A 24859-nucleotide genomic window follows, 5' to 3' on the forward strand; every position below is an offset into this window, starting at 1 on the left:
CTTTTTGTTTATCTAAAATAATAAAAAAATAAAAAATTGTGGATGACAACCATATTAATGTCATCCACAATTTTTTATTTTACTGGGTTATGTCCCAGCCTCTTTTTATGTTAAGTCAAGATTCACTTTTCTCTTTTAATAATTGAATCAATTCTTCATTTTGTTTAGTAATCTTTTCGCTGTTCTTGTAGAGCAATCTTAACCATCTTAATGCGAAGGCAATAATGAGTACAGGTAGAATCATGAAGAAGAATCCAATAAATTGAGATATTGCTTCCATATAATCCCCCATTTATGGTGTAGAGTTTAAACGTTCCTCAATATCTTTCATAATCTGTCCAGCGCGTTCCCACTGTCCATTTGATAAAGCATTTTGGTACTGATCAAATAGGTCAGAAACTTCTCTTAATGTTTGTTCAGCATCGATAATTGGCTGATCATTCGTTTCACCATCATCTACATTTTCAGAATCTGAATCAGGATTTGGATTAACATCTGGAGCATTTCCAGGCGCACCGTCTTCAACCATTGTCATAAGTTCATCGAGTGCTTGATCGAAAGTTGGTTCCATGACAATGTAGTCTTCATAAGCTACAATTACCTGCTTCACCTCAGGAAGTGATGTAGCATTAGATGATTCAATATAAATTGGTTCCACGTAAAGAACTGTGTCTTCAATTGGATACGTCAGTAAATTACCTCGAATAACTTCAGAACCACCCTGAGACCATAAATTCAATTGTTGTGAAATGTAACTATCTTGGTTAATCCGGTTCTCAATTTGTTGTGGACCGTAAACATTCTCTTGTTTAGGGAACCGGTAAACAAATAATTCTCCGTAATTGTCCCCATCATTTCGTGCGCCCATCCATGCAATCATATTTTGCCTACTCTTAGGTGTGAATGGAATGGACAAAATAAACTCCTCCATATCTTCGTCTGGTAATGCCATTGTCGTATAATACGGATCCATGACAATGTCTTGGTTATAATATTTCTCGGTTGGGAACTGCCAAGCGTCTTCACGATTATAGAATACTTCTAAATTAGACATGTGATAAGTACCCCATTTATCCGCCTGGATGGTAAATAATTTTTCCGGATAACGGAAATGAGCTCTAATATCTTCAGGTACATCTGTCGTGAACATGTCAGGGAACATGTTTTGATACGTCCTAAATAAAGGATCATCTTCATTTGCGACGTAAAAGTTTACATCTCCTGTATAAGCATCAACTGTTACTTTTACTGAATTACGGATGTAATTTAAGTTTTCTTCATACGGTTCAGCATAAGGATAATTCTCAGCTGTTAAATAAGCATCTAACATCCAAACGAGCGTTCCATCATCACGAATGACTAAATAAGGGTCTTGATCATAATCAAAGAATGGAGCAATTCTGTTAACTCGTTCTTTAATGTTTCTCGTTTGAAGTAATTGGCTTTCATTTGTTAATTGGTCTGAGACGAACATTCTAAATGAGCCTTCTTTTATAGAGAATAAAAGCTTATTGATGCCTTGAAGCGGTATACCACTGTTTGCCTCGTATCTAGTTGATGCATTGACTTCACCTTGAGGGTAATCAAACTCATCGACATTGGTGTTTACGATGACACTTTTATTATCTTCTTCACCAAAGTAAATTTGAGGGCGTTCAAGTTCAATAGCACCTTCTGTCGGTAAATCTTGTAATAGATATTCTGGTTGACCTTGTTGATCAATCTCATTTACATGGCTCATCGTTACACCATATCCATGCGTATAGCGTAAATTATCATTTACCCAAGTTCTGGCTTGGTCAGGCAAGTTGGTTGTATCTAATTCTCTTGCGCCAAGAAACACTTGACTATAATCGCCATCAATCATATAACGATCGATATCAATGTCTCTAAATTTGTAGTAGTTACGAATCGTTTGTTTTTGATTATACACATCTAATAGTGGTCTTGAATCATTCAGCCTAACATTGTCAATCGTTAACTGATTACGCTCAATTAACTCTTCACTTAGACTATTTTCACTCGGATGATCAATTTCGTTGATTTTTTCTAAGCCATAAGCTGCTCTAGTAAACTCGAGATTTCGTTCTAGATAAGGCTTTTCTTGATGAAATTCATTTGGTGATACAACGAATTGTTGAACAGCTACAGATGCTAACTGTCCTAAAATAACAATGGCTACGTATGTGGCGATTGGTATGAATACCGATTTAAGCTTACCACGTACTAATACTATAATCATCCACACGGTCGCAATCAAAGCAGCAGCTGCTAAGACATATGATTTCGGGATGTTAATAACATCATCTGTATAACTTAAGCCATAAACAACACTATCTTGAAAAACATTAACACTGTTCGTTAGCAACGTTCCATACGGTTCTAGTAAATGCTGAGCTGCCAAAATTAAACCGATAAATCCTACTGTGAAGCCGAGGTGAAGCTGAGCCATACGGCTTTTTCGGTACATTTCAAAAACTGAGTAAGCTCCGATTTCAGTTAATAGAACAATCACACTCAAACTGAACAGGACACCTAACACGAACTCTAAAAATGGAAGTATGTACAGATAGAATGATATGTCCATGTCAAAGTGAGGGTCAGTTTTACCAAAAGGCTCATAATTTAATACTTTTAATAAAGGTTCCCATCCTAACCCTTGAATTAAAATGGTTCCTAAGACTCCAAATATAATGGATACTACTAAAATAAGGGTCCAGCTCGTCTTTTTATGGAGGAGCATATTTGGAAGTACATTAGGATTCAAATAAGTTAAGTATGACTTTCGAATCCAATAAAGCGTCAAAATACCAATGAATAAAAACAATATAAAACCAATGGCTCCTAATGCGAATTTACTTGTTAAAATAGTTAGGTAGACATTTTGGAAATTTATTGTTTCCATCCAAATATAATTAGTGAACACCTGAAATCCAATAATCCCTAGAATTAAAATAGGTAAAATAATGAAGAAAATAAATTTAAGTCGTTTTGTAAGTTTCTTAATATTTTCCGCTTGTTTTTTATTTATTTGATCGAAAAAATCTTGTTGATCCATGTTGACCTCCCTAAAAGTGATTTATTCCTCTTTGTAATACGTAAGAATGAGTCCAAAAGTTTCACTCACACATTAAGTTTAAGTTAAAATAAAAATAGATTCCAGAACTTTGGTAAATAGGAGGATTTTTGTGGCAGATATTCTTATTAACGATTACAAACTTGAAGCGGAGAAGTATGAACTAGAACAAAAGTATTCTAAAAAGTATTTAACTATTGATTTTAAAGTTTCTCATGAAATGTATCACGATGTTACAACTTTACTTTATAGAAATGACTTTGTCGTGAATATTCCGAGTGAAGAATTAGAATTTCAAGCTGAAATTTATACGTTTTGGACGTCGTTTACTAATTTATATGAGCAGGGTGCAGTAGGAGATTTTCATTTAGAGTTAATAGAAAAGTGATGGGCAGGTAACTTAAACCAAAAAACCTCGAATTGTTTAGTAACAATTCGAGGTTTTTGTAAGTTGACATATTAACGAGAGTAGAACTCAACGATTAATGCTTCGTTAATTTCTGATGGTAACTCAGAACGTTCAGGATAGCGGTTATAAGTCGCTTCCTTGTTATCTTCGTTAAATGTTAAATATTCAGGTACGAAGTTGTTGACTTCGATTGCCTCAGCAATGATGTCAAGATCCTGTGATTTCTCACGTACACCAATTACTTGACCAGGTTTAATACGGTAAGATGGGATGTCAACACGACCACCATCAACTGTGATGTGACCATGACCAACTAACTGACGAGCTTGACGACGAGTGCGTGCAAGACCAGCACGGTAAACAAGGTTGTCTAAGCGAGATTCAAGTAAGATCATGAAGTTCTCACCATGAACACCTTTCTGTTTAGCTGCGTCGTCAAAGATACGACGGAATTGACGTTCAGTTAAACCATACATGAAACGAAGCTTTTGCTTCTCTTGTAACTGAAGTCCATATTCTGATTGCTTTTTACGCTGGTTCGGACCATGCTGACCCGGAGCGTAAGGGCGTTTTTCTAACTCTTTACCTGTACCAGTTAGAGAAATGCCGTAACGACGTGATTTTTTCCATAGAGAGCCTGTGTAACGTGCCACGAGCGTCTCCTCCTTTATATATTAAATTTGCATAAAATAAAAAGGATGTGTCCCACACCATGCTCATTTTGCATTCATGTACCTTCGCTCCAGCAGCAGAGAGTTACGCGATACACCTCATCTAGAGGTACAAAATGATGACATAGCAAGTTCACCTAAGCTGCCTTTTATTTTACACAAAGGATATTATATGAAAAATTAGCGGAGGAGTCAAGTGTTAAGTGGAAGATTATAAGATGACTTTTCTAATGTTTCGAATAGAAACCTCGTGTTCACCTATCATTTCAAAGAATGTGCTTTGGTTTTGCTTCATTTCGTTTACTTTTTCTTTTGTTTCAAGAACTGCTTGTTTAATGACGCTTTGCTCTTCTTTTAGATGGGATAAATCTTCATAAATTGGCCTGAGGTCGTCTTTCGTCGCAAAGTTCTTAAGTTCACTTCTGAGTTCGTGTAGGTCGTCTTTAGTGGCGAATTTTTTGAACTCACCTCTGAGCTCTTGCATATCCTCTTTCGTTGCAAAGCTCTTAAGATCATCTTTAGTAGCGAAATTCTTAAGATCATCTTTAGTAGCGAAGTTCTTAAGGTCATCTTTGGTAGCGAAATTCTTAAGATCCTCTTTAGTAGCGAAATTCTTAAGATCCTCTTTAGTAGCGAAATTCTTAAGATCGTCTTTAGTAGCAAAGCTCTTAAGATCATTTTTCGTCGCAAACTGAGACATGGACTCCTGTGTTGCTTTAAGCTCGTCCCTCATTAATTGCTGATTCGTCTCAAGAGATGTGACTCTTACGTTTAGACTTTGGAGTTCAGCTAATATTAAATCCAGTTTTTCTTCAGACATAATATTGTCTCCTCTCAAAATATAATAATTATTATACCACGATTTAGTCGAAAAATGGCACAAAAAAACACCAACTTTTTCAGAAAAAATTGGTGCTATAAGCGCGGTTTATAAATGTTTCTTTAACGTTTCGACAAATGCTTCTAAATACTTCTGATCTACTTCATCAAAACGGTTTTTAATCGGACTATCAATGTCTAACACTCCGTAAACTTCTTCATTCATGATGATAGGAACAACAATTTCCGATTGACTTTGGGCATCGCAAGCAATGTGACCAGGGAACTCGTTAACATCTGGGACGAGCATGGTTTTACGTTCTGCAGTTGCTGTTCCGCAAACACCTTTTCCATCGGCAATTCTAACGCAAGCAGGTAACCCTTGAAATGGACCTAAAACTAGTTCCCCATTTCTCATAATATAAAAGCCAACCCAATTTACAGTATCTAAAAATTGGTTTAACAAAGCACTCGCATTAGAAAGGTTGGCTACAGCGTCTGGCTCGCCTTCTAACAAACTATCTAACTGTTTAACTAAAAGTTCATAATTTTCTTCTTTTGTTCCGTTGTATTTTATTGTGTCAAACAATGTGATACGCTCCTTTATAAATGTTTGGTAAAATGTTGTCATAAATTCTATAAAATTAAAAGGTATTTTACATTTACAATCGAATTATAGAGACAAAGAGGTGATGTTATGTCAAACGATAGTACAAGACAAAAGATTATGGATGCTGCCGCTCAATTGTTCTATTACAACGGTTTCAAAGGTACATCTGTTAGAGCAATCACCGAAAAAGCTAATGTAAATGTATCGTCTATTAATTATCATTTTAAAAACAAACAAGGATTAATTGAATATATGACAGTAGATTATTTTGAGAAGTACTTAAAGCTTCTTGAGCACATTACTCAAGATGAACAAGCGTTAACTGATTTTAACGTTTTGTTTAAAGCTATTGAGGAAATTATACATTATAAATATGAACGTTTTCAATTCAGTTGTTTAATCCAGAGAGAGTTATCTTTAGATAATATGTTTATCCGTGAATTGTTTTCTACATATGTCGCGAAAGAGAAGTATTTATTTAAAAAAATGTTAAAAGGTTTCTCAGAAGAGTGGGGTTTTAAGGCTTTAGAGCAAGATATTTTATATATTCAGCTTAAGAGTTTAATTAATGGTCCATTTGTCTACGCACATGATTGGCAAGACCATTATCAGTGGGATCAAAGCGGAGAAATGTTTATCAAGAAGTATATGGAAACGTTTAAAAAATGGTTTTATAGAAATGTAAATGTATAAAATTTGACTTTTTATGTTGAAAAAGCTAAAAATATGGCAAATTCTACTTTAAAATATGATATTATAGAGTAAATGTATTAGTCGTAGTGTTAGGGGGCTTTTTATGGAACTTGTAATCGCCATTATCATTGTAGCAATTGTTCTATTTATTATAGTTGGGGCCGTCATGCGTAAAAAAGTATATCAGCGTGTTGATGGTTTAGAAGAGAAAAAAGTCCTGTTAATGAATCGCCAGGTAGCGGATGAAATGAGTAAAGTGAGGAACTTGAATTTATCAGGTGAAACGGAATCTTTATTTGAATCTTGGCGAGATGAGTGGGATGACATTAATGATGAAGTTTTCTCAAATGTTGAAGAAGATTTGTTAGATGCTGAGGAATCAGCTGAACGCTATCGTTTTGGAAAAGCTTTCAGGATTCTGAATCATGTGGAACGTGAATTAAACCAAGTTGAGAAAACAATTGATGATATTTTTAAAGAAGTTGATCGCCTCCTTCATTCTGAAAAAGATAGTCGTGAAGAAATTGAAAAAATAAAACCACGAATTAGCGAAGTTAGAAAAGTTGTTCTTCAAAATGGTTATCAACTTGGAAAATCTGAAGTCGTTTTTGATGTTGAATTAGATGAAATTGAACAAGAATTAAATGAATACGAAACGTTAACGGCATCAGGAAATTATACTGACGCCCAGGAACTAGCTCAAAAGCTAAGTGAACAATTGAGTGAACTTGAACGTAAAGTTCAGGTATTCCCAGAGTTGTACCGTTCATGTAAACAAACTCTACCTGAAGATTTAGACCATCTTCAAAATGGAATTCGTGAAATGCGTGATGATGGATTCCAAGTACAATTACTTGGTCTAGATAAAGAGATTCAAACTCACCATGAAACCCTCATCCAAATGATTGATGAACTAAATAAAGGTCAAGATCAAGGTGTTAGTGAAAAAATTGAACAAATACAAAGCCGGATCGTTGAGATTTATGACGAACTTGAAAAAGAGGCATTAGATAAAAATTATGTCGTGCAAAAATTAGAAAAGATGGAACTAAAACTCGAAGCTGCTGCTAAACGTTTTGCAGAGATTAAAGATAACGTGATGGAAGTTAAAGAAAGTTATCATTTAAATGATGATCAATACGAACGACAATATCAATTAGGTAAATCCCTTGATCGTTTAAATAAAGAAGCACAAAGAATTCAAGGTATGATTGAACAAGAAGAAGAGCTCTTCTCTTCAATTAGGATAGAAATTGATGAATGGTTTGCTGATTATGAAGATTGGGAACATGCATTAAATGATTTTGATGAGTTTCTACATAATCTTAGAAAAGATGAACTCGAAGCTAGGGATCAGATTACAACCTTAAAAAATGAGATTATCCAAATTAGACAGCAATTGCAAAAGAGCAATTTACCTGGCATTCCTCACTATATTAATGAATTAGTAAATGATGGAAGAGAAGCTGTCTTAGATTCTTTACAAGCTCTTGAGGAGCAGCCATTAGACATTGAACGTGTTAATCAATCTATTGATAAAGCCGAGAAATTGGTGGGCCGAGCTGTTGAGCAAACTAGTTTACTGGTTGATCAAGCACAGCTTGCCGAAAGAGTTATTCAGTATGCGAATCGCTATCGATCAACATATCCTTTATTAGCAGCTCAAATTTCTGAAGCTGAAGCTGCGTTTTTGAACTACGATTATGAATTAGCTTTAGAAAAATCATCAAAGGCTTTAGAAGAGATAGAACCAGGCGCACTTAAACGCTTAGAAGAGGTTATGACTGACACAACGGTTTCATAATGTTGGGAGGGTGAATCATATGGATCGTGTATTAATAGGTGTGGTAGGCACTTTGTTTGTTACGACCTGGGTAGCGGTAATCGTCTTATTCGTGAATTCAGATGAACCTAAGCAGATTGTGGCAAATACTCACCAAGAAATTCAATCATTCCAAATTCATGCTAAAGATTCATCCACTTTTTATGCTTTAACTTCACCATCTTCTAAAAAAGGAAAATCATTAGATGAAATGGTTTTATCGCGAGATGATGAAGGGGTATCCATAGACGATCTATTAGAGTATTTTGATTTAAATAAACCAAAGAAAGCTGCTCCTAACTCATAAGGGGTAGCTTTTTTAGTTGATAATCATTCTTTATTTATGTTATTATAACTCGATGCAAAAAGACGTTGATGGGAGTATTAAAATGATCTATTTAGATAATAGTGCCACAACAAAACCAGCGCCTGAAGTGCTTAAATCCTTTCAGTCAGTGGCGATGAATTATTTTGCCAATCCATCATCTATACATGAAGTTGGCGGGGAAGTTGAAAAACTTCATCAAAAAGCTAGAAAGCAAGTCGCAAATCTTCTTAGAGTTCGAGAAGACGAAATAATTTTCACCTCTGGAGGAACAGAAAGTAATAATTTAGCATTAAAAGGGATTGCACATGCCCATTTAAATAGAGGGAATCATATTATTACGACTCAAATTGAACATCCTGCTGTACTTCAAGTCTTTCAGGAACTTGAAAATGAAGGTTTTGAAGTGACTTATTTACCAGTCAATTCATCTGGTGTTATTAACATGGATGACTTGAAAAACGCCTTAACAGAACAAACTATATTAGTTTCCATTATGCATGTTAATAATGAAATTGGTTCTATTCAGCCTATTGAAAAAGTAGCTAAGTTACTAGCAAACTTTCCGAAAGTGACATTTCATACGGATCATGTTCAAGGCTTTGGTAAAATTCCACTACCTTATGATTTGAAAGGATTAGATTTGGTGACGATTTCTGGTCATAAAATACATGGTCTTAAGGGAACAGGTTGTTTAATTAAAAAGAAACATGTTCAGCTTAAGCCACTTTTTCATGGTGGAGCTCAGGAGTCTGGCATAAGACCTGGTACTGAAAATGTTGCTGGAAATGTTTCTCTAGCTAAGGCAATGAGGTTAGCTTTAGAGAAGCAGGATCAATATAAATCGCTTGAATCTGTTAAACATAATTTATTTGAACAACTTTCATCCGTTGATGGAGTTACCATTAACTCACCGCAGGATGGAGCCGCGCATATTTTTAATTTTTCTGTTAGTGGATTTAAACCAGAAGTGATTATACATGCCTTAGGTGAAAAGGACATTTATGTGTCGACAAAATCCGCCTGTTCATCCAAACAAGATGAGCCGAGTCACGTTTTAGTTGCGTGTGGAAAGGAACTAGAAGCTGGTGCTGCTATTCGCGTGAGCTTAACCATTGATCAGAATGAACAAGAATTAGATGTTTTTATAGAAGAAATTAAACGTGTGATTGAACAATATAAAAGTATAATGGGGTAATTGACATGATTTATAATCATATTTTAGTGAGATACGGAGAACTAGCCTTAAAAGGAAAAAATCGAAAATCATTCATACAGATTTTGAAAAACAATGTGGAAAAGAAGCTTAATGACTATCCAAATATTAAAGTAAAAGCTAGAAGAGACCATATGTATATTCTCTTAAATGGCGAGGATTACGAGGCTATTTTAGAGAAATGTAAAGATATTTTTGGAATTCAATCGTTTAGCTTAGCTATGAAAATTGAAAACGATCAAGAGAAAATTAAAGAAGCTGCTTTAGAGGCATTACGTTTAGAATCTGGTGAAACCTTTAAAGTAACTTGTAAGCGTCCGAATAAAGATTTTCCAATTGGTTCTCAAGATATGAATCAAATTTTAGGTGGGCATTTACTAAGTCATACGGATGGTTGGACAGTTGACGTTCATCAGCCAGATGTAGAGTTGCGCGTTGAAATCAGACATGATGCAACTTATATCACATCAAAAAAAATACAAGGTAAAGGCGGTCTTCCCGTAGGTACGACTGGAAAAACTTTATTATTACTTTCTGGTGGAATCGATAGTCCAGTTGCTGGCTACTTAACGATGAATCGTGGAGTTGAAATTGAAGCGATTCACTTTCATTCACCACCGTTTACAAGTGAGAGGGCTAAACAGAAGGTAGAAGATTTAGCGAGAGTTTTAACAAAGTATGGTGGAGACGTTAAACTACATTTAGTTCCTTTTACAGAAATTCAGCAAAAAATCTTTCAAGAAGCGCCTGAAAATTATGGTATGACTATTATGCGTAGACTTATGATGCGTATTAGTGAAATGGTCGCTAAACAGCGTGATATTTTATCGATTACGACTGGAGAAAATTTAGGACAAGTGGCTAGTCAAACAATGGAAAGTATGCACACCATTAACGAGGTTACTAATTATCCAATTATTAGGCCACTCGTAGCTATGGATAAAATTGATATTATCGACATTTCAAAAAAAATTGGTGCTTATGAGATTTCTATAAGACCATACGAGGATTGTTGCACGATTTTTGTACCAAAGTCTCCAAAAACGAAGCCTAGAAGAGACAAAGTTAATGAGTTTGAAAGACCAATTGATTTTTCTATGGATATTGAAAAAGCTTTAAACAATATGGAAACAGTGACATTTAGCGCGACAGACGAAGAAAAAGAAGACGAGTTTGAAGACTTATTATAGCTTGATTTCTTCCAAGTTTTGCATTGTATTATAACTTTCCCGTTGCTAACAATAGTTAACGAGGAGGTGAAAATCCAATGGCAGATCGCAACAACTCAAACCAATTATTAGTTCCTGGTGTTGACGCAGCGTTAAACCAGATGAAAACTGAAATTGCTCAAGAGTTTGGTGTACAACTTGGTCCTGATTCTACTTCTCGTTCAAACGGATCAGTAGGTGGAGAAATCACTAAACGTCTTGTTCAACAAGCACAATCACAAATGAATGGTCAATAATTAAATAAGAAACATTATCTAATACTCTAAGGGCAGTTTTGAAACTGCCCTTTTTTTGATTGTCAAAATAGAAGCGGTTTAAGTTGAATTTTTAGTCAAAATGGTAGTAGTATAAGGTCAACGAACTAGAAATGTATAAGGGGGACGACAAATGGGGCAACTATGGTTTGGTGGAAAGATTTACACAATGACTGGTCCCGAGAATATGGTTGAAGCCATTTACACTGACCACGGAAAAATTATAGAAACAGGTTATTTAAAAGATCTGAAGAATAAATATAAACAACAAATAGATGATGAAATTAGATTTGAAGGAGTATTGTTCCCAGGATTTATCGATAGTCATCTACATATAATTGGTCACGGTGAAAAACTTCTTCGCTTAGACTTGTCTGATGTTCAATCAAGAAAAGAAGTCATTCAAAAAGTTCAAATCGCATCAAACCAATTAAGTGAAAACGAATGGCTGATTGGTGAAGGTTTTAATGAAAATAACTGGGATGAACCCATTATGATTCACCGCAAGGAGTTAGATGAAGTTTCGAATGGCCATCCAGTTGTTTTAACACGAATCTGTCGACATGCTTTAGTGGCTAACTCTAAGGCTATGGAAATTTCAGGCGTATCTGAGGAGACGGAGGATGTACCTGGAGGCGTTATAGAAAGAGATTTTTATGGTCACTTAACAGGGGCTTTTCACGATCAGGCACAGGAATTGATTAAATCGCATATGCCTACCCCTGATTTAGATTTTTTGAAGAAGGCTATTCAAACATCGGTTAGAGATTTATTATCTAAAGGAATTGTTTCTGGCCACAGTGAAGATTTAAGTTATTATGGTGGCTTTAGCAAAACATATGAAGCTTTCAAACAAATCATACCCAATCAAGAATCTTTTAGAGCTCATTTATTAGTGCATCACCTAGTAGTAGATGACCTGCACGCTGAGGGTCACCAATCGCAAGAGAAGGATGATTGGTTGGAATTTGGAGCTATGAAATTATTTGTTGATGGCGCATTAGGTGGTAGGACTGCACTCTTGTCTGATTCATATTCGGATGATCCAACTACAAATGGGGTTGCCATTCATACGGATGAGGGTTTAGAAGAATTGGTTAAAAAAGCTAGGGATTACCAAATGCCAATTGCCACTCATGCTATTGGTGATTTAGCAGCTGAAAAAGTTATTGATTTAATTGAGAAATATCCGCCTCCACAGGGGATGAAAGATCGATTAATTCATGGGCAAATAATGCGCCCTGAGTTAATTGAACGCCTTAAAGGAAAATCAGTTATTATAGATATTCAGCCGCTTTTTGTTTCTTCTGATTTCCCATGGGTAATCGACCGGGTCGGTGAAAGGCGAGCGAATCAATCCTATCCGTGGAAATCATATATTCGTGAAGGCATATTATGTGGCGGTGGTTCAGATGCTCCAATTGAGATTGTTGATCCGTTAACCAGTATTGATGCTGCGGTTAATCGTAGGTCAACTTATGATGGGATGACTTATAACATAAGTGAATGTTTATCAGTTTATGAAGCATTTGAGTTGTATACGGTTAATCCTGCAAAAATCATTGGAAAAGAGCATGTTCAAGGACAAATTGAGGCAGGGTTTTATGCTGATTTTGTAATTTTAAATCAAGACCCTTTTTTAATTGAAATAGAAAATCTTCATAACATTAAAGTTGAAAAAACCATAGTGAATGGGAAAGTGGTTTATTCATCTACATGACAAAAGCGTTTGGATTTACTTCCAAACGCTTTTCTATTTTATGTACGCATATTTTTCCAATAAATAGACACCTTAAATTTAAGGGGTGCTTTAGATGATCGTGTTATCGATATTGGCTGCAATCTTATTGGTTTTTATATTGCTAATCCTATGTTTAATTTTTAGTCAGGTAAAAGTGGCCATACATTTTACATATCGTCATCAAAGGCAAGACCTCTATATTCAATTAATTCTTTGGAAATATATTAAACTTACTCGATCGATTCCAATTATTGATTTAAATACTGATACGTTTTCAGTTGATTTAGTCGAGAAAGACGAAATGTTTGGTAAGCAAAAAGAAAAGAAAAAATCATTCACCATAGATGATCTTAAACAGCAATGGACGTTAATTAATGAAGTTATTAAAACGACTAAAGACGTTTTACCACATTTAAAAAAAGCACTTAAGGCTATTCAAGTCAATCAATTCAATTGGGATACCATGCTAGGAGTAAGTCGTGCTGACCATACAGCTGAATTAACTGGAGTCCTTTATACCGTTAAAGGTGGAATTGCAGCTATGATGTTGAATTATTTAACGCTTAGCACCAATCCCGATTACACGGTGCAACCTTATTATGTCAAACCGACTTATCAGACAGAGCTAAAGTGTATATTATCCTTTAAACTCGGTAAAATTATGCGTGAATTATATAGCGTAGGAAAACAATATGGAAAACTTAAAAAGGTGGGCTTAAAATGAATGAACATCCTATACACGACATGATGGTTACAGCCATGGAAAACTTAAAAGATATGATCGATGTTAATACCATCATTGGTGACCCTATTGAAACGCCAGACCGTTCAACTGTCATTCTACCAGTATCTAAAGTTGGATTTGGCTTTGCTGCAGGTGGTAGTGAATTCGGTAAATCATCCCAACAAAGCGATGATGGGCAAGGTCAAGGCCAAAGTGGTTCATCGCATCCGTTCGGTGGAGGAACTGGTGGGGGTGTTTCGATTAATCCAATCGGCTTTTTAGTAGTTCGTCCGCACGATGTGAAGATGGTTCATTTGGATCAAGGGACTCATATCGTAGAGAAATTAATTGATTTTGCACCGCAAGCTGTTGAAAAAGTGCAGCAATACTTTCAACAACAACAATCCAATCAATCTCAGCAATCTCAGAGAGGCGGACGAGGGCAAAATAATCAGGGTAATCAAGGAGGTCGAGGTTATCGAGATCAGGGAGGTCAAGGTTATCAAGACCAAGGTTACCGTGACCAAGATTATGACCGAAGAGGCAATATTCCAGAATAACCATTTATCTATCAATGTCCCTTTAAATTTGCTAAAATAAAGTAAGTAACGCAAGGAATCGGTTAGAAAGCGGAGGGACTTTGATTGGAGCAACAAATTGAAATAATATTTAAATGGTTAGATGAGACTACTGAAATCATTACTAAACAAGAAGATGTTCCGTACTTAGACGGGCTAATTGCAGCAAGTGAATTGTTGTTTTATCGAGAATTACCCGATGATTTAGAGCCAACATATGAACAACAATTACAGACAAAACTTAGTCAGATTAATCTTTCTGAATATACAGGTGAGATGAGGCGTAAAGGGCTTCAACTCGCAATATTAAAAGGTATGAAAGGACAGACACAGCAGCATCACTACATCACCCCAGATACAGTGGGTATGTTTATTGGTTATTTAGTGCAGCGTTTTGTTGGAACTGAAAAACCTTATACATTATTTGATCCTGCATGCGGAACAGCTAATTTATTGTTTGCTGTTTTAAATCAACAAGAGGTATTAAAAGAGTCGATTAAATTATATGGTAGTGAAGTGGATCCGACCTTAATTCGATTAGCTTATATCAATGCTAATTTACAAGAAAAAGAGGTGGAGTTCTTTCATCAAGATAGTTTAAAGCCTATTTTACTTGAACCAGTTGATGTCGTCGTTTCGGATCTACCAGTAGGATATTACCCTGATGATGAAACGGCACAAGGTTATGAGCTTAAGGCAGAGCAGGATCATTCATACTCTCATCATTTATTTATTGAACAGAGTATAAAATATACTAAAGAAGGTGGCTATTTATTTTTTGTAGTACCGAGTATGTTGTTTGAAAGTGATCAAAAGGATCAACTTCAAGCTTACTTAAAAAAGCATGCTCATATTGTTGGCTTGCTTCAGCTACCTGAATCGATGTTTAAGAATGAAACGATGAGAAAGAGTATTTTCGTTCTGCAAAAGAAAGGTGAGGCCACGAAAGATCCTAAAAAGGTTATGCTTGCCGACTTGCCTTCATTTAAAGAAGCTGAAGCCATGCAGCAAGTGTTGCAACAATTGAATCAGTGGTTTGAAAACGAGCGATAAAACCTTTATAAATGTTTACTATAGCCAGTCCTTAGGTAGGGGCTGGTTTATCAATAGGTAAAAAGGGTGATGAAATGGGAGAGGAAAGAGTACGTCGTTCGATTTTAAAATGGGAAGCTGAACTAGAAGCTTATCATACAAATGATTTTGAAAGAATGTATGAGATATCACTAGATAGCATGTTTGGGAAAATTCCTAATCACTATCAAGAGAAAATTCTCAATTGGGCTGATCAGTGGTTCTTATACACGTACACGTTTCTTCAGGGAACTAACTCGCAACAGGCTTCTCAAGAAAGAATACTTCAGACAGCAAGATCATTTAATGAACAAATTGAAAAAATTGATGATTTAAAATCTCTATCGATAGAACAGCTTACTTATTTATCTGATCAACAATTAGCTAAGAGCAGAGTGTATTCATTTGCTCAAGGCGGGTTAACGGGAACTGGTGGATGGTTGTTTTTAGGTGTGGATTTTCCATTAATTATGACATTAAACTTAAGGTCAGTTCAGTTAATTGGAAATAGTTTTGGTTATGATATGAACAACCCTGTGGAGATGATTTTAGCCTTAAAAATACTGCATGGTGGGCTTATGCCACAGCGGTTCAAATACGAGGCATGGACAGAGCTTAAAAATGACTTAAACTCACTTGATACTATTATGGAACAGGTAGACGGTACTCTTGATGAGACATGGTTAGAACAGCCCGTTAATCAGCTTTTTAAGACGCTCGCAATTGTAATGTTCAGAAAAAAGTTAGTGCAAGGTGTACCATTAATAAGTGTTGGGATTGGGGCTCTTTCTAATTATAAATTATCGAAAGATGTAACCTTATTTGCGAAGTACTTTTATCAGCATCGTTTTTTAGAAGAGCAATAAAAGAGGAGAGATTACTCTCCTCTTAAGTTTGTTTATGTTCATCTTCTGGTCTTATGACGAGTACATCAACTTTAGCATAACGAGTAATGTGTTCAGACACACTTCCGATGAAAAAGCGTTCAACAGCATTCATTCCGGTAGCTCCGCAAATGATTAAATCTGCCCCGTGTCTAGGTGCAACTTCTTTTGCAATTTTTACTTTAGGTGAGCCATGTTCCATGTCTGTCACCACATTGGTTACACCAGCTTGAGAAGCACGCTCTTCATAGCCTTTTAAGAGTTCTTGTGCGTCGTTCTGAACTCTATCCGAAACATTACGATCATAAGCTTCAATGGTGGAATACACACGAGTGTCAACTACATGAGAAATAATTAATTTGGCATGGTTTCTTTTAGCAATGTCGATTGCTTTTTGAAAAGCAAAGTCCGATGCTTTAGATCCGTCAACAGCAATTAAAATATTGTGGTATTCAAACGCCATCTGTTAAGACCTCCTTTATGTTAAGTATATCATGATTGTAAGCGCATTCATAACATTTATTTTTAACAATGAATTAAGAAATTTTAAATTTGATTATGTAATGGTAAAATGTTCATATAGTTAAACAGGAGAATGGAGGGGTCCCATGCGCCATGCCTTAATCACTGCAGGTACAAAAGGGTTAGGCAGAAAAATGACAGAGTACTTTCTCAAAAATGGTTATAGTGTCACCGCGACTTATCGTTCAGACAAAAATCAGGCTAATAAGTTAAAAGATGAGTATATTGGCTATCCGTTACATATCGAACAATTAGATGTGCAAAACCATCATAAGATAGAACAAGTTGTACATGAGGCATATCAAAAGTTTGGACGCATTGATTGTTTAATTAGTAACGCAGGCCCATTTATTTTTGAAAGAAAAAAGCTAATGGATTATAGTACAGATGAATGGGATCGAATGGTTCGTGGGAATTTAGATGCCTCTTTTCATTTAGTTAAATCTTGTATTCCTATCATGAGGAAGCAAAATTTTGGCAGGATTGTATTTATGGGGTTTCAAGGAGTCAATCACAGTTCGGGTTGGATATACAGATCAGGCTTTGCTTCGGCAAAAGTTGGGGTAGCTTCACTGATGAAGTCAATAGCACTTGAAGAAGCAGAATATAAAATTACCGCTAATATGGTTGCGCCAGGTAAAATAATTGACAATATGAAAGAAGAAAATATTGAAGAAAGCCGAAAACACCCCAGTCAAGATACACCGATTGGACGTGAAGGGACTGGTGAAGATATCGCTAGAACGGTAGGATTTTTATGTGATGAGAATTCTGATATGATTACTGGTTCCGTTGTCGATGTTAACGGAGGCATGGATGTCATTCACCGTTATTTATAAAAGTGTACAACTTTATTGGAATTAGTGTTATAGTAAAATTTGTTATGATATTTTTCATTTTTTTATTACATAATCAGGGAGGTTTTGACTGATGAAGATCGGAATACCTAAGGAAATTAAAAACAATGAAAACCGTGTTGCATTAACTCCTGCAGGGGTCATTGCACTTGTTAACGCTGGACATAGTGTTTTTGTTGAAACAAATGCTGGAGAAGGTTCTAACTTTACGGACAAGCAATATGAAGAAGCGGGCGCAACGATTGTGCCATCAGCTAAGGACGCTTGGTCTCAAGAAATGGTTATGAAAGTTAAAGAACCACTTCCTGAAGAATATGATTACTTCTATGAAGGTTTAATCTTATTCACTTATTTACATTTAGCTGCTGAACCTGAATTAACTAAAGCGTTAATTGATAACAAAGTTGTTGGAATCGCTTACGAGACCGTTCAGCTAGATAATCGCTCACTTCCACTATTAACACCAATGAGTGAAGTTGCGGGTCGTATGGCAAGTCAAATCGGTGCTCAGTTCTTAGAAAAATCTCGTGGTGGTAAAGGAATCTTATTGAGTGGAATTCCTGGTGTTCAAAGAGGGAGAGTAACTGTAATCGGCGGTGGTGTCGTTGGAACAAACGCTGCTAAAATCGCAGTTGGTTTAGGTGCAGATGTAACGATTATCGACCTTAGCCCTGAGCGTTTAAGAGAGCTTGATGATATTTTTGGTAATCAAATTAATACGGTCATGTCGAATGAATTAAATATTGCAGAAGCTGTGAAGCATTCGGATTTAGTTGTTGGTGCTGTGCTAATTCCTGGTGCAAAAGCACCTAAACTAGTGACAGAGGACATGGTTAAAGAAATGTCACCTGGATCAGTTATTGTTGATGTGGCAGTTGACCAAGGTGGAATTGTTGAGACAGTAGACCATATTACAACTCATGATAACCCTACTTATGAAAAACACGGCGTTCTACACTATGCTGTTGCTAACATGCCTGGTGCCGTGCCAAGAACATCAACAATCGGCTTAACCAACGTGACGGTACCTTATGCGCTACAATTAGCTAACAAAGGCTACAAGCAAGCAGTTAAAGATAACCAAAACCTTCTAAAAGGGATTAATACATTAGATGGTTATGTAACATACAAAGCTGTTGCGGATGCGCATGAATTAGACTATAAAGATTTAAGTGAATTATTGTAATCATATTTTCCTTCAATTGTGAAAAACTATAGATATAGAAGATTGAAGGTGGTATGACATGAAGAAATGGTTTATTAGATTGATTAAATACGGCCCGATTATTTTCCCTTTTATACAAAAGATCAAAAACAAATTGGGGCGACGTAAAAAGAAAAAAGCTATATAATGCAAAAAAGGCATCCTTTTAATAAAAAGGGCGCCTTTTTTATATTGATTTTCTGCAAGATGCATAGTCCAGTATACTTTAAGCCGGTTGAATGGTAGCATCTTTACTAATGTTGTAATTATTAATCTCTTATAAATATAAAAAAGCCTCTTCAGAAAGAAGAGACTTTAATTATTTTCTATAGTTGAAAAAGTCAAGTTGTCATACTAATTCGCTTGTTTAAGTTTATTCTGATTCTCAAGTAAAAAATTCAGCGAGATTTGATTAAATTCTTTAGCTTTTTCAATATTACATATGTGACCGCAATGATCTAACACGCATAGCTTAGCGCTTACATCTTGTTTAATATCTTTTTTTAATGGATGGATAAATAAGTGATCTTCACTTCCAGAAATATAAAGTTTGGGAATATGAGGTGCCATCTTTTGTACTTTCTGGTAGCTTTGTTCAATGGTATAACATAAGCTATACCAACCTAAAAAGTTTTTTCTGTGCATTTTTACAGCTTCTCGCACAAATGTTAATCTGGATTCTTTATGATTAAGTTTAGGCATCATGATGCGTGCAAAGAGTCTGTAGATCCACATATAAGGCGTGAATCCTTTAACCATGTTTCCAACCTGTAATAACATCTTAGAGAATAATGAAAATCGTGTCACTGTTCCAGCTAACACGGTGCTTTGCACTCTCTCAGGTGCTGTTTGAAGAATTTCATGAATAATAATAGTACCTAATGATACTCCAACAAAATGGGCTTGGCCTATTTTTAAAAAGTCTAAAGTTTCTATGACTTCACTGGCTGCTATTTCTGATGTGAATCCATTTTTATAAGTATTTATATCAGGTGAGTTTCCATGGCCAGGTAGTTCAATGGTGACAACGTTAAATTGTCTTTTATAATGTTTTAATTGTTTATAAAAAATGTTTGAGTTACCGCCAAGACCATGAATCAAGACTAAATAATCTTGAGTTTCGATTTCATTGTGAATTTTATAATCTAACATATGTTTACCTACCTTGCTGTCACATAAAAAATTATTAGCACTTGAAATTATAACAGTTCAAGCCAAAAAAAGTGTGACAGAACAGCGACAGATTAATTACAGCTTAAAAAAACTTGCCACATGTTAATCGTGACAAGTTTTTATAATTACTATAGTTCCAACAATTCCTTCATAAACTCTGTTAATGTGGTCGCACCGTTACTTGTTATAAAGACATCATCTTCAATTCTAACGCCGCCTATTTCTGGTACGTATATACCAGGTTCAATCGTATAAGACATACCTTCTTTTAATACGTCATCATTGTTTGATGCAAGGGATGGGAATTCGTGGACATTAATCCCTAATCCGTGTCCAATTCGGTGAGGGAAGTATTCACCGTAACCAGCTTCTTCAATGACCTGTCTTGCGATTTGGTCTAAATCTCCTAAACGAGTACCAACTTTACTTGCATGGATAGCTTTTTCCTCAGCTTGTAAGACTGTATTGTAAATTTCTTTTTGTTGATCAGATGCTTGACCTAAGACAACTGTGCGGGTAATGTCCGAACAATAGCCTTTGTGTACGACACCGAGGTCCATCAACACAAAATCTCCGTTTTGGATCGGCGTCAAGTCAGGTGTTCCATGGGGTGCGGCTGATTTTTTTCCGGCCAATACAGTCGTGTCGAACGACATATTTCGAATGCCTTCTTTTTTCAGTGCGTATTCAATTTCAGCTATAATTTCTAATTCAGTTTTTCCTTCTTGAATATGTTTAAGGGCTGTTTCAATGCCAAAATCAGCAAATTGCGCAGCTTCTTTTAAAATACCCATTTCTTTTTGATCTTTAATTAGTCGGAGTTCGTTTAGCATTAGCTGGCCATCTACAATGTCAGTTCCGTTTAGTTCCTTAATGACAGTTTCATATCTAACGACATTAAGATCTTCTTTTTCGATAGCCAATGTTTGCGGCTGACCGAGGTCTTTAATATAACGTGATAATTTAGTCCAGGGGTTTTCGTGGTCAAAATATGTAATGGTGTCGCCTTCCCATCCAGCGTTTTTAACATCTTCTTTTTCTAAAGCAGGAACGATGAGTGCTGAATTGCCTTTTTGGTCAACAAATGCTCCTATTAATCGTTCATGTGCTTCAGCGTAAAGATTTGTAAAATAAAAGACATTTTCTTTCGATGTGATAAAAACGCTATCTAGATTGTTGTCTTTCAGCTTTTGAATTAATTGATTTAATCTACCTTCCATCCAGAATCACCTCTAATAAAATTTTGTCTATATGTGTTATCATAACGAAACAAGGGAAATAAATGAACTGTGGAGAATTAATTTATGTAGATAAAAATTAATTAGGAGGTTTTTAACATGAAAGTTTCTTATCATGGACACTCAGTAGTCAAAGTTGAGCACAATGACAAAACTATTCTAATTGATCCATTCATTACAGGAAATGGATTGTGTGATTTGAATGCCGATGAGGTTAAGGCAGATGTAATTTTATTAACTCATGGTCATAATGACCACGTTGGAGACACTGTGGACATTGCGAAACGTCATGATGCATTAGTGGTGGCTCCAAATGAGCTAGCGGATTATTTAGCCGGCAAGGGCTTGAATACACATAACATGCATATTGGCGGGGCACATGAATTTGATTTTGGTAAGGTAAAGTATACACAAGCATTCCATGGTTCTAGTTACAATGAAGAAGATGGAACGATTGTTTATACAGGTATGCCTGGCGGAATTTTGTTAACGATTGAAGGGAAGACAATTTATCACGTAGGAGATACTGGTTTATTTTCTGATTTAAAATTAATTGGTGATTTAAATGATATTGACCTAGCATTCGTTCCAATAGGAGATAACTTTACGATGGGACCTGAAGATGCCAAGCTAGCTTGTGAATGGATTAAGGCTAAAAAAGTGGTTCCTGTTCACTACAACACATTCCCTGTCATTGAGCAAGACCCTAAGGCATTTGTCGATAGCTTACCATCTGGAATGGGACAAGTTATGAATCCTGGAGATGAATTAACATTATAAGAAGCTGTATAAGTGCCAGTTTTGCGACTGGCACTTTAATTATGAAAAATAGAACGATATAATTAAATTATTATAAAAGGAAAACGGTGATGCTTCATGGCTACGAAACATGAACAAATTTTAAATTACATAGAAGAACTACCCATTGGTTCAAAAATTTCTGTGCGTCTAATTGCGAAGGATTTAAATGTGAGTGAGGGTACGGCTTATCGTGCAATTAAAGAGGCTGAGAATATTGGCTTTGTCAGTACAATAGAACGCGTTGGTACCATTCGTATTGAAAAGAAGAAAAAGGAGAACATCGAAAAGCTAACGTTTGCTGAAGTGGTCAATATAGTCGATGGACAAGTTCTAGGCGGTAGAAGCGGGTTACATAAAACATTAAATAAATTCGTTATTGGTGCCATGAAATTAGAGGCAATGATGCGTTATACGGATAAAGGTTCGCTCTTAATTGTAGGTAACCGCGTTAAAGCTCAAGAAAAAGCTTTAAATGCAGGGGCAGCCATTTTAATAACAGGAGGCTTTGATACAACAGACCATGTTAAACAACTCGCTGATCAGTATGAGCTTCCAGTTATTTCATGTTCATATGATACATTTACAGTTGCCGCAATGATTAACCGAGCTATTTACGATCAGTTAATTAAAAAGGAAATTATTATAGTAGATGATATTTACACGCCGCTTGATGACACCTTTGTTTTAAAAGAAGGCGATACAATTGCTAAATGGTATGCTTTGAACAATGAAACGAAACATAGTCGTTACCCGGTATTAGACGATGAGCAACGGGTTGTAGGTATTGTGACCTCTAAAGATATAATTGGTAAGTCTGATACATTACGAGTTGATAAGGTTATGACGAAACATCCTATTTCCGTTCAAACGACAACATCACTAGCAAGCGCGGCCCACACGATGGTTTGGCAAGGTATTGAACTTTTACCTGTGGTAGATGAACATAATGTGTTTCAAGGTGTCATTACAAGGCAGGACGTCATTAAAGGACTTCAAAACAATCAGCGCCAACCGCAAATAGGTGAAACGATTGATGACATAGTTCAAAAGCAACTTCATTATGATGAGGAATTATCAACATTTTCAACCGAGATCACCCCTCAAATGACGAATCATCTAGGATCGTTATCATATGGAGTGTTCGCCTCACTCATGACAGAGGTTTGTAATCAGATTTTGAAACAACAAAAAACAGGCGACATGGTCATCGAGAATTTATCGATTTACTACATGAAGCCTGTTCAAATTGGAAGTCATTTAACCATCGTTCCGCAAATATTAGAGTTAGGTCGTAAGTTTGCGAAAGTGGATGTTCAAGTGCTATCAAACGATGAACTTGCTGGGAAAGCAATGATTATGACTCAGTTTATTAACCGTTAACTTTGTCCATTTCGCCTTTATAATGCTTATAAAGCTTATAGCCATAAACAATTTGTGCGATTCCTAAGATTAAAAAGAGAATGGTGATAAAAAGAGCTAATCTCGTTTGATAATAATAATATTGATTCATAAAAAATGTCGATACGAAGATCCCCAAAGTGATGCGCGCCTTAGCGTTTGTAATATGCATATATAAGGGATCTTTAGATTTCGTTATTTTAACTTTAAAATAAATATATAAAATAATTGAAACGATAAATAAGGTTATAAGTATTGGCATAGTGCTCCTCCTCTAAACTGAAACCTTCATTCATTGTACCGACTGTTTTATAAAATTTCTAGTATAAAACTGAAGAAAGGTTGACGAATTCATGAAAGATGAAATTATAAAATTAATCCAAGAATACGACCGAATTATTATTCACAGACACGTCAGACCTGACCCAGATGCTTATGGATCTCAAGTAGGGTTAGGTGAATTAATTAAAAATTCATTTCCTGATAAACGAGTTTTATTAGCCGGTGAAGAGGAGCCTTCCCTAAATTATTTAGCTCGATTGGATGAGATACAAGATGAAGACTTCAAAGGATCACTAGTCATTGTTTGTGATACTGCTAATGAAGAAAGAATCTGTGATCAGCGATATCTTACAGGAGAAAAATTAATTAAAATAGATCATCATCCTAATCGTGAACCTTACGGTGATATCATGTGGGTTGACACAGAAGCATCTTCAACGAGTGAGATGGTTTATGAATTATATGAAGCTGGAAAATCTGAGGGGTTTAAATTAAATAATGATGCGGCAAGACTTTTATATGCTGGTATAGTTGGGGATACTGGAAGGTTCTTGTTTCCGAGTGCAACGAATCGAACGTTTGAAGCGGCAAGTGAACTCATAACTTATCAATTTGATCGAACAGAACTTTATGAGAAAATGTATCAAATTCCATTGAAAGTGGCTAAGTTAAGAGGTCGTTTGTTAACGGATTTGGAACCTAGAACAAGTGGGGTTGCAGTCTTTAGAATTAACCAAGAAATGCTTCAGGAGTACGGTGTAACATCTGAAGAAACGCATGCTTTTGTCGGAATCGCAGGAGATATACAAGAGATTCTCTCTTGGGTTTTCTTTGTTGAAGAAGAAGATGTTATTCGAGTCAGATTACGTTCAAAAGGCCCTATTATCAATAATGTCGCTGCTAAATACAATGGTGGGGGACACCCGATGGCATCTGGTGCTAAAGTAAGCACATGGGATGAAGCAGATGAGCTTGTTAAGGATTTAGAGAAAGTTTGTCTTGAGTATCAACAAAAAAGTTAGCCCATCAATTAGGGCTAACTTTTACATTAATTGTTTGGTGTAAACCAACAACCAATATCGGTTTCGTCTACTGTAATATCTAATTCGTGCGACTCAATTCTACGATTCATTAGTCGGATGAGTTCTTCTGTTTCAGCATAAACGGTATTGCCGCTAAGCAACTCATTTAGCTTTTCATCGGCTAATTGCCGTTTATTTAAGACAAACATCATCCTCACCTCTTACATTAAGAAATTCTAT

Annotated in this window: 27 protein-coding genes; 17 read left to right on the forward strand and 10 right to left on the reverse strand. The window is 35.8% G+C overall.

Annotation, left to right across the window (positions count from 1 at the left end):
• Positions 1 to 115: 115 nt before the first annotated feature.
• A complete protein-coding gene (locus ACFSW4_RS13265) occupies positions 116 to 280 on the reverse strand; it encodes a hypothetical protein (RefSeq protein ID WP_279401783.1) in 165 nt (54 codons plus the stop codon).
• A 12-nt stretch (positions 281 to 292) separates the two neighbouring features.
• A complete protein-coding gene (locus ACFSW4_RS13270) occupies positions 293 to 3058 on the reverse strand; it encodes a UPF0182 family membrane protein (protein WP_377329861.1) in 2766 nt (921 codons plus the stop codon).
• A 130-nt stretch (positions 3059 to 3188) separates the two neighbouring features.
• Here ACFSW4_RS13270 and ACFSW4_RS13275 point away from each other — a divergent pair, with 130 nt between their 5' ends.
• A complete protein-coding gene (locus ACFSW4_RS13275; RefSeq protein WP_054754355.1) occupies positions 3189 to 3464 on the forward strand; it encodes a DUF3219 family protein in 276 nt (91 codons plus the stop codon).
• 71 nt (positions 3465 to 3535) lie between these two features.
• On the opposite strand, the gene rpsD is transcribed toward ACFSW4_RS13275, so the two are convergent.
• From rpsD to ACFSW4_RS13290, 3 genes are all read right to left on the reverse strand, one after another.
• Positions 3536 to 4138 (reverse strand): 30S ribosomal protein S4, encoded by a 603-nt coding sequence (rpsD, locus tag ACFSW4_RS13280; RefSeq protein WP_054754353.1) that lies wholly within the window; start codon positions 4136 to 4138, stop codon positions 3536 to 3538.
• Between the two features lie 229 nt (positions 4139 to 4367).
• Positions 4368 to 4976: a hypothetical protein gene (locus ACFSW4_RS13285; protein ID WP_054754351.1), complete on the reverse strand. Its 609-nt coding sequence runs from the start codon at positions 4974 to 4976 to the stop codon at positions 4368 to 4370.
• Between the two features lie 108 nt (positions 4977 to 5084).
• Entirely contained in the window at positions 5085 to 5564 is a 480-nt protein-coding gene (locus ACFSW4_RS13290; protein ID WP_054754349.1) for a GAF domain-containing protein, read from the reverse strand.
• Between the two features lie 108 nt (positions 5565 to 5672).
• Between ACFSW4_RS13290 and refZ the strand changes: the two genes are divergently transcribed.
• The 11 genes from refZ to ACFSW4_RS13345 all read left to right on the forward strand — a co-directional run bounded on the left by refZ (position 5673) and on the right by ACFSW4_RS13345 (position 16104).
• Positions 5673 to 6278, forward strand: coding sequence for a forespore capture DNA-binding protein RefZ (refZ, locus tag ACFSW4_RS13295; protein ID WP_377329864.1), 606 nt, complete (start codon positions 5673 to 5675; stop codon positions 6276 to 6278).
• Between the two features lie 103 nt (positions 6279 to 6381).
• Positions 6382 to 8082, forward strand: coding sequence for a septation ring formation regulator EzrA (locus ACFSW4_RS13300; protein WP_377329866.1), 1701 nt, complete (start codon positions 6382 to 6384; stop codon positions 8080 to 8082).
• A 19-nt stretch (positions 8083 to 8101) separates the two neighbouring features.
• A complete protein-coding gene (locus ACFSW4_RS13305; RefSeq protein WP_054754337.1) occupies positions 8102 to 8407 on the forward strand; it encodes a hypothetical protein in 306 nt (101 codons plus the stop codon).
• An 82-nt stretch (positions 8408 to 8489) separates the two neighbouring features.
• Complete coding sequence (locus ACFSW4_RS13310) at positions 8490 to 9623, forward strand: cysteine desulfurase family protein (protein ID WP_377329868.1); 1134 nt, start codon at positions 8490 to 8492, stop codon at positions 9621 to 9623.
• Between the two features lie 5 nt (positions 9624 to 9628).
• Positions 9629 to 10831 carry a tRNA uracil 4-sulfurtransferase ThiI gene (gene thiI, locus ACFSW4_RS13315; RefSeq protein WP_377329870.1) on the forward strand — a complete coding sequence of 401 codons (1203 nt, stop codon included), beginning with the start codon at positions 9629 to 9631 and terminating at the stop codon, positions 10829 to 10831.
• Positions 10832 to 10908: 77 nt separating this feature from the next.
• Positions 10909 to 11106 carry an alpha/beta-type small acid-soluble spore protein gene (locus tag ACFSW4_RS13320; protein ID WP_054754335.1) on the forward strand — a complete coding sequence of 66 codons (198 nt, stop codon included), beginning with the start codon at positions 10909 to 10911 and terminating at the stop codon, positions 11104 to 11106.
• A gap of 151 nt (positions 11107 to 11257) precedes the next feature.
• Positions 11258 to 12844 (forward strand): amidohydrolase, encoded by a 1587-nt coding sequence (locus ACFSW4_RS13325; RefSeq protein WP_377329872.1) that lies wholly within the window; start codon positions 11258 to 11260, stop codon positions 12842 to 12844.
• A 94-nt stretch (positions 12845 to 12938) separates the two neighbouring features.
• Positions 12939 to 13589: a hypothetical protein gene (locus tag ACFSW4_RS13330; protein ID WP_377329874.1), complete on the forward strand. Its 651-nt coding sequence runs from the start codon at positions 12939 to 12941 to the stop codon at positions 13587 to 13589.
• Positions 13586 to 14149 (forward strand): GerW family sporulation protein, encoded by a 564-nt coding sequence (gene ytfJ / locus ACFSW4_RS13335; protein ID WP_054754328.1) that lies wholly within the window; start codon positions 13586 to 13588, stop codon positions 14147 to 14149. The genes ACFSW4_RS13330 and ytfJ overlap by 4 nt, the downstream gene beginning before the upstream one ends.
• An 84-nt stretch (positions 14150 to 14233) precedes the next feature.
• Entirely contained in the window at positions 14234 to 15220 is a 987-nt protein-coding gene (locus ACFSW4_RS13340; protein ID WP_377329876.1) for a class I SAM-dependent methyltransferase, read from the forward strand.
• 74 nt (positions 15221 to 15294) lie between these two features.
• On the forward strand, positions 15295 to 16104 hold the full coding sequence (locus ACFSW4_RS13345; protein ID WP_377329878.1) for an EcsC family protein: 810 nt from the start codon (positions 15295 to 15297) through the stop codon (positions 16102 to 16104).
• A gap of 22 nt (positions 16105 to 16126) precedes the next feature.
• On the opposite strand, the gene ACFSW4_RS13350 is transcribed toward ACFSW4_RS13345, so the two are convergent.
• Positions 16127 to 16585 (reverse strand): universal stress protein, encoded by a 459-nt coding sequence (locus tag ACFSW4_RS13350; protein ID WP_054754326.1) that lies wholly within the window; start codon positions 16583 to 16585, stop codon positions 16127 to 16129.
• Between the two features lie 145 nt (positions 16586 to 16730).
• Between ACFSW4_RS13350 and ACFSW4_RS13355 the strand changes: the two genes are divergently transcribed.
• Positions 16731 to 17483, forward strand: coding sequence for an SDR family oxidoreductase (locus ACFSW4_RS13355; protein ID WP_377329880.1), 753 nt, complete (start codon positions 16731 to 16733; stop codon positions 17481 to 17483).
• Positions 17484 to 17574: 91 nt separating this feature from the next.
• Entirely contained in the window at positions 17575 to 18687 is a 1113-nt protein-coding gene (ald, locus tag ACFSW4_RS13360) for an alanine dehydrogenase (protein WP_377329882.1), read from the forward strand.
• A 372-nt stretch (positions 18688 to 19059) separates the two neighbouring features.
• Here ald and ACFSW4_RS13365 read toward each other — a convergent pair whose 3' ends face one another.
• Both ACFSW4_RS13365 and ACFSW4_RS13370 read right to left on the reverse strand, forming a co-directional pair.
• The gene (locus ACFSW4_RS13365) at positions 19060 to 19857 is read right to left on the reverse strand and encodes an alpha/beta fold hydrolase (RefSeq protein WP_377329884.1); all 798 of its coding nucleotides are present in this window, start codon (positions 19855 to 19857) and stop codon (positions 19060 to 19062) included.
• A 149-nt stretch (positions 19858 to 20006) separates the two neighbouring features.
• Positions 20007 to 21098: a M24 family metallopeptidase gene (locus tag ACFSW4_RS13370; protein WP_377329885.1), complete on the reverse strand. Its 1092-nt coding sequence runs from the start codon at positions 21096 to 21098 to the stop codon at positions 20007 to 20009.
• Positions 21099 to 21215: 117 nt separating this feature from the next.
• On the opposite strand from ACFSW4_RS13370, the gene ACFSW4_RS13375 reads away from it, so the two are divergent.
• Both ACFSW4_RS13375 and ACFSW4_RS13380 read left to right on the forward strand, forming a co-directional pair.
• Positions 21216 to 21896 (forward strand): metal-dependent hydrolase, encoded by a 681-nt coding sequence (locus ACFSW4_RS13375; RefSeq protein ID WP_377329887.1) that lies wholly within the window; start codon positions 21216 to 21218, stop codon positions 21894 to 21896.
• Between the two features lie 96 nt (positions 21897 to 21992).
• Positions 21993 to 23297 carry a DRTGG domain-containing protein gene (locus tag ACFSW4_RS13380; RefSeq protein WP_377329889.1) on the forward strand — a complete coding sequence of 435 codons (1305 nt, stop codon included), beginning with the start codon at positions 21993 to 21995 and terminating at the stop codon, positions 23295 to 23297.
• Here ACFSW4_RS13380 and ACFSW4_RS13385 read toward each other — a convergent pair.
• Positions 23287 to 23577 carry a YtpI family protein gene (locus tag ACFSW4_RS13385; RefSeq protein ID WP_377329890.1) on the reverse strand — a complete coding sequence of 97 codons (291 nt, stop codon included), beginning with the start codon at positions 23575 to 23577 and terminating at the stop codon, positions 23287 to 23289. The genes ACFSW4_RS13380 and ACFSW4_RS13385 overlap by 11 nt on opposite strands.
• A 91-nt stretch (positions 23578 to 23668) precedes the next feature.
• Between ACFSW4_RS13385 and ACFSW4_RS13390 the strand changes: the two genes are divergently transcribed.
• Positions 23669 to 24619, forward strand: coding sequence for a DHH family phosphoesterase (locus tag ACFSW4_RS13390; protein ID WP_377329892.1), 951 nt, complete (start codon positions 23669 to 23671; stop codon positions 24617 to 24619).
• A gap of 26 nt (positions 24620 to 24645) precedes the next feature.
• On the opposite strand, the gene ACFSW4_RS13395 is transcribed toward ACFSW4_RS13390, so the two are convergent.
• A complete protein-coding gene (locus ACFSW4_RS13395; protein WP_054754320.1) occupies positions 24646 to 24828 on the reverse strand; it encodes a hypothetical protein in 183 nt (60 codons plus the stop codon).
• Positions 24829 to 24859: the final 31 nt, after the last annotated feature.

Origin of the sequence: Piscibacillus salipiscarius, from assembly GCF_042685285.1 — a bacterium.
Classification (GTDB): Bacteria; Bacillota; Bacilli; order Bacillales; family Alkalibacillaceae; genus Piscibacillus; species Piscibacillus salipiscarius.

Bases quoted from the DNA above. Each gene is read 5' to 3' on its own strand.
- ACFSW4_RS13265 (WP_279401783.1), bottom strand. From the start codon at position 280: ATGGAAGCAATATCTCAATTTATTGGATTCTTCTTCATGATTCTACCT.
- ACFSW4_RS13270 (WP_377329861.1), bottom strand. From the start codon at position 3,058: ATGGATCAACAAGATTTTTTCGATCAAATAAATAAAAAACAAGCGGAA.
- ACFSW4_RS13285 (WP_054754351.1), bottom strand. From the start codon at position 4,976: ATGTCTGAAGAAAAACTGGATTTAATATTAGCTGAACTCCAAAGTCTA.
- refZ (WP_377329864.1), top strand. From the start codon at position 5,673: ATGTCAAACGATAGTACAAGACAAAAGATTATGGATGCTGCCGCTCAA.
- ACFSW4_RS13300 (WP_377329866.1), top strand. From the start codon at position 6,382: ATGGAACTTGTAATCGCCATTATCATTGTAGCAATTGTTCTATTTATT.
- ACFSW4_RS13305 (WP_054754337.1), top strand. From the start codon at position 8,102: ATGGATCGTGTATTAATAGGTGTGGTAGGCACTTTGTTTGTTACGACC.
- ACFSW4_RS13310 (WP_377329868.1), top strand. From the start codon at position 8,490: ATGATCTATTTAGATAATAGTGCCACAACAAAACCAGCGCCTGAAGTG.
- thiI (WP_377329870.1), top strand. From the start codon at position 9,629: ATGATTTATAATCATATTTTAGTGAGATACGGAGAACTAGCCTTAAAA.
- ACFSW4_RS13320 (WP_054754335.1), top strand. From the start codon at position 10,909: ATGGCAGATCGCAACAACTCAAACCAATTATTAGTTCCTGGTGTTGAC.
- ACFSW4_RS13325 (WP_377329872.1), top strand. From the start codon at position 11,258: ATGGGGCAACTATGGTTTGGTGGAAAGATTTACACAATGACTGGTCCC.
- ACFSW4_RS13330 (WP_377329874.1), top strand. From the start codon at position 12,939: ATGATCGTGTTATCGATATTGGCTGCAATCTTATTGGTTTTTATATTG.
- ytfJ (WP_054754328.1), top strand. From the start codon at position 13,586: ATGAATGAACATCCTATACACGACATGATGGTTACAGCCATGGAAAAC.
- ACFSW4_RS13345 (WP_377329878.1), top strand. From the start codon at position 15,295: ATGGGAGAGGAAAGAGTACGTCGTTCGATTTTAAAATGGGAAGCTGAA.
- ACFSW4_RS13350 (WP_054754326.1), bottom strand. From the start codon at position 16,585: ATGGCGTTTGAATACCACAATATTTTAATTGCTGTTGACGGATCTAAA.
- ACFSW4_RS13355 (WP_377329880.1), top strand. From the start codon at position 16,731: ATGCGCCATGCCTTAATCACTGCAGGTACAAAAGGGTTAGGCAGAAAA.
- ald (WP_377329882.1), top strand. From the start codon at position 17,575: ATGAAGATCGGAATACCTAAGGAAATTAAAAACAATGAAAACCGTGTT.
- ACFSW4_RS13365 (WP_377329884.1), bottom strand. From the start codon at position 19,857: ATGTTAGATTATAAAATTCACAATGAAATCGAAACTCAAGATTATTTA.
- ACFSW4_RS13370 (WP_377329885.1), bottom strand. From the start codon at position 21,098: ATGGAAGGTAGATTAAATCAATTAATTCAAAAGCTGAAAGACAACAAT.
- ACFSW4_RS13375 (WP_377329887.1), top strand. From the start codon at position 21,216: ATGAAAGTTTCTTATCATGGACACTCAGTAGTCAAAGTTGAGCACAAT.
- ACFSW4_RS13380 (WP_377329889.1), top strand. From the start codon at position 21,993: ATGGCTACGAAACATGAACAAATTTTAAATTACATAGAAGAACTACCC.
- ACFSW4_RS13385 (WP_377329890.1), bottom strand. From the start codon at position 23,577: ATGCCAATACTTATAACCTTATTTATCGTTTCAATTATTTTATATATT.
- ACFSW4_RS13390 (WP_377329892.1), top strand. From the start codon at position 23,669: ATGAAAGATGAAATTATAAAATTAATCCAAGAATACGACCGAATTATT.
- ACFSW4_RS13395 (WP_054754320.1), bottom strand. From the start codon at position 24,828: ATGTTTGTCTTAAATAAACGGCAATTAGCCGATGAAAAGCTAAATGAG.